Origin of the sequence: Clostridioides mangenotii TR (assembly GCF_000498755.1) — a bacterium.
In the GTDB taxonomy this organism is placed as follows: Bacteria; Bacillota; Clostridia; order Peptostreptococcales; family Peptostreptococcaceae; genus Metaclostridioides; species Metaclostridioides mangenotii_A.
In genome coordinates, this window is the sequence record NZ_AXUS01000058.1 from 1 (window position 1) to 2,858 (window position 2,858).

Annotated in this window: 2 protein-coding genes and 2 pseudogenes; all 4 read left to right on the forward strand. The window is 28.8% G+C overall.

Annotated elements, in window-relative coordinates; translation table 11 throughout:
- Positions 1-268, forward strand: a pseudogene (locus T473_RS18720) (hypothetical protein); the annotation flags it as partial.
- A gap of 22 nt (positions 269-290) precedes the next feature.
- Positions 291-509 (forward strand): hypothetical protein, encoded by a 219-nt coding sequence (locus tag T473_RS0115265; RefSeq protein ID WP_024622606.1) that lies wholly within the window; start codon positions 291-293, stop codon positions 507-509.
- A gap of 21 nt (positions 510-530) precedes the next feature.
- Positions 531-1,985, forward strand: a complete 1,455-nt coding sequence (locus T473_RS0115270) for a hypothetical protein (RefSeq protein ID WP_024622607.1) — start codon at positions 531-533, stop codon at positions 1,983-1,985.
- Positions 1,986-2,260: 275 nt separating this feature from the next.
- Positions 2,261-2,858, forward strand: a pseudogene (locus T473_RS0115275) (hypothetical protein); the annotation flags it as partial.

Genomic DNA, 2,858 nt, shown 5'->3' on the forward strand with positions numbered 1-2,858 from the left:
TCAAAAGTCCAATTATGATACTGAAAGAAACGAATGGTATGATGCTTATACTTGTTTTAATGAAGATAATACGGTAGATAAAGTAATGGCTAAAAATGCAATTAAAGTAGTTTATTCGATGAAAGCTTATGCAGATATAAACCATAAGATTGCTACGTCTTTAAGTGATGCCCTTACAACAAAAAGATTATTGTTACCTATTAATGAGATAGATGCAAGAGAAAAAATGACAGACAGCAAGAGGATGAAAACAAAAAGACCTAGATGAAATTGCTGAAAAAGAAAGCAGAATGTTATTGCCTTTTGCTCAAACTAATGCACTTGTAAATGAATTGATCAACTTGGAGTGGCAATTACAGAATGGTAAGGTTAAAATATATGAAAAATCGGGATGCAGAAAAGATAGATATTCTAGCTTGGCTTATGGTAATTTTTTAGCGGATTTATTGGAAGACGAAGAATATAAGAACAAAAAAAGAGGGAACAATAAATTCCTTTTTTTAAATTAAAGTGTGGTGAAATAATAATTTATGGATGAAGATAATAAGAAGAATGATCAACTGTTGTTTTCTCAGGGTTTAAAAAATCTAAAATTTTCTAATGTAAACAATGTAGAAAAAATTTATAAATCTATATACAGACCTCGTAAAATGAGCAGAAAACAATTAAGAACAGCTATGAAAAATCCCCAAGAGAATGCAAACAAGCTTCAGGAAATTTCTGAAATATTGAAACACTCTAATGGGATGTTAAAAGAATTTATATTGTATAAATCAATGATATTAACATATGACCACTTCATTGTTCCTAAAGATATGAGCAAATATAAAGCTTATGAAGATATGTTTAATGAAGAATATAAAGCAGCCTTATATTTAGAAAAATTCAAAATAAAATTTAATGCTAAATGGATGGCTGAAAGAATCTTAAGTAATGGAGAGCTCTATATTTATAAAAGAGAAGACTCAGATAGTATATTGATTCAAGAAATGCCATCAGATAAATGTAAAATTGTAGGTAAGAATAACAATATGGTATCGAAATATGCGATAAAGTTATCTGCTATAAGTGATGCAGAATTAAGTTTCTATCCTCAAGAGATTCAGAATTTATATATGGCAAATAAGGATGGAAAATTAATCAATGATAAGAATCTACTTGAAGGCGGATATTATAGATTAGACAAGAATGCATCAGCCTTTAATTTAGAGACATGGGCTAGTAAAGGTGTTCCATATTATGCTCATATTTTCGATTCGTTAATGGCTTTAGAGGATATGGATGATATACAAGATCAAAATGCTAAATTAGATAATTTTAAGCTTTTACATCAGTTGGCAGATACTGATGATGATGGAAATCTACTTTTAGAAAGAGAAGTGCTAGAGAATTATCATGAAGCTATTAAAGAAACAGTTCCTAATGGTATAGGAGTAATTACAACGCCAATGCCTGTAAATCCTGTTACATTAGGTGATGAAAAGGTAAAAACAATGGATTATATTAACAAGATTAAAGAAGGAATATATGATTCATCTGGGATAAATAATGAATTGTTTAATGGGAATAGAAGTACAAATGAGGCTATCGCAATAGGGTCTGTAGTTGATATATTAATATCATTGAAAATACAAGATATGATTTGTAATTGGATAAATGATGAACTTAATCAACGAAAAGAAACTAAAAATTGGGGTATAACATTTGTAAAAACTTCTGAATACAATCAGAGACAAGCTGTTCAAGACGAAAGAGAAAATTTATCCTTATATGGTTCAAGAAAAAAATATCTAGCAACTCAAGGATTTACTCCTCTTCAGGTTATGAATATAACTAAAAATGAGAAGTTGTTAGGTTTAGAAGATTCGTTAATGCCTATGCAAACATCACATACTCTAAGTAAAAAAGGAAAAGGAAGACCAAGTAATTCAGAAACAAATGAAAAGAATACTCAAACAGGTGAAAATCAGGAGAGTGATTTTTAATTAATCTAATATATGCACTTAATGAAGAGGATAAGGCCTATTTATTATCCAGAGGTTTTAACTATATAACAAATCAAAAACTTAATAATAAGACTGTTTATGTTTTTGAGAGTAATCAGGGTAAAGTATCTACTTTTTCTAAAAATGAAAAGGGTAGATTTTTTTTTACTAATAAATTAAATTTTTAAGTTAAAGTGTGGTGATAAAAGCTGAAAGATACAAAGAAAATAGATTGTAAAGCAAGATATTACTCATCAGAAGATGATAGCAACTTAATGAAAGTTAAAATTGTAGTGATGCATGATAAAGACAACTATAATAATAGCGAATTTTCATTAGAATCTATTATAGATGCTGAAAAGAGTATTAAAAATACTCCAATATTAGCATTTATGCTTAGAGATAATGAAACTAATAATCCATCTGATTTTGATGAACATAATATGGAAACTAGAATTGTAGATAATGCAGATGGTTTTTCTATTGAAACAAGGTATTTAGAGAAGCCTATAGGGCTAATCCCTGAGTCATGTAACCCTAGATATGAGACTATAGATGGTTATAAATATTTTGTTGTTGATGGATATATATGGAAATGCTATAGCAATGGTGCTTATAAATTAATTTCTGAAAATGAATTTAAAAATGTATCTATGGAGATTGAGGTATCTGAAGGGGCATATAATGAGACCTCTCAACGATATCAAATCTCAAAATATAAATATCTAGGAGTTACTTGTTTAGGAGATCATCAGATCCCAGCTATGGGCGACAAATGTAGAATAAGTAAATATTCTGAAATGAAAACTTATAAGCAAGATCTTGAGGAAATTTACAGAGAAATATACAAATTTAGAAAGGAGGAGGAAGATT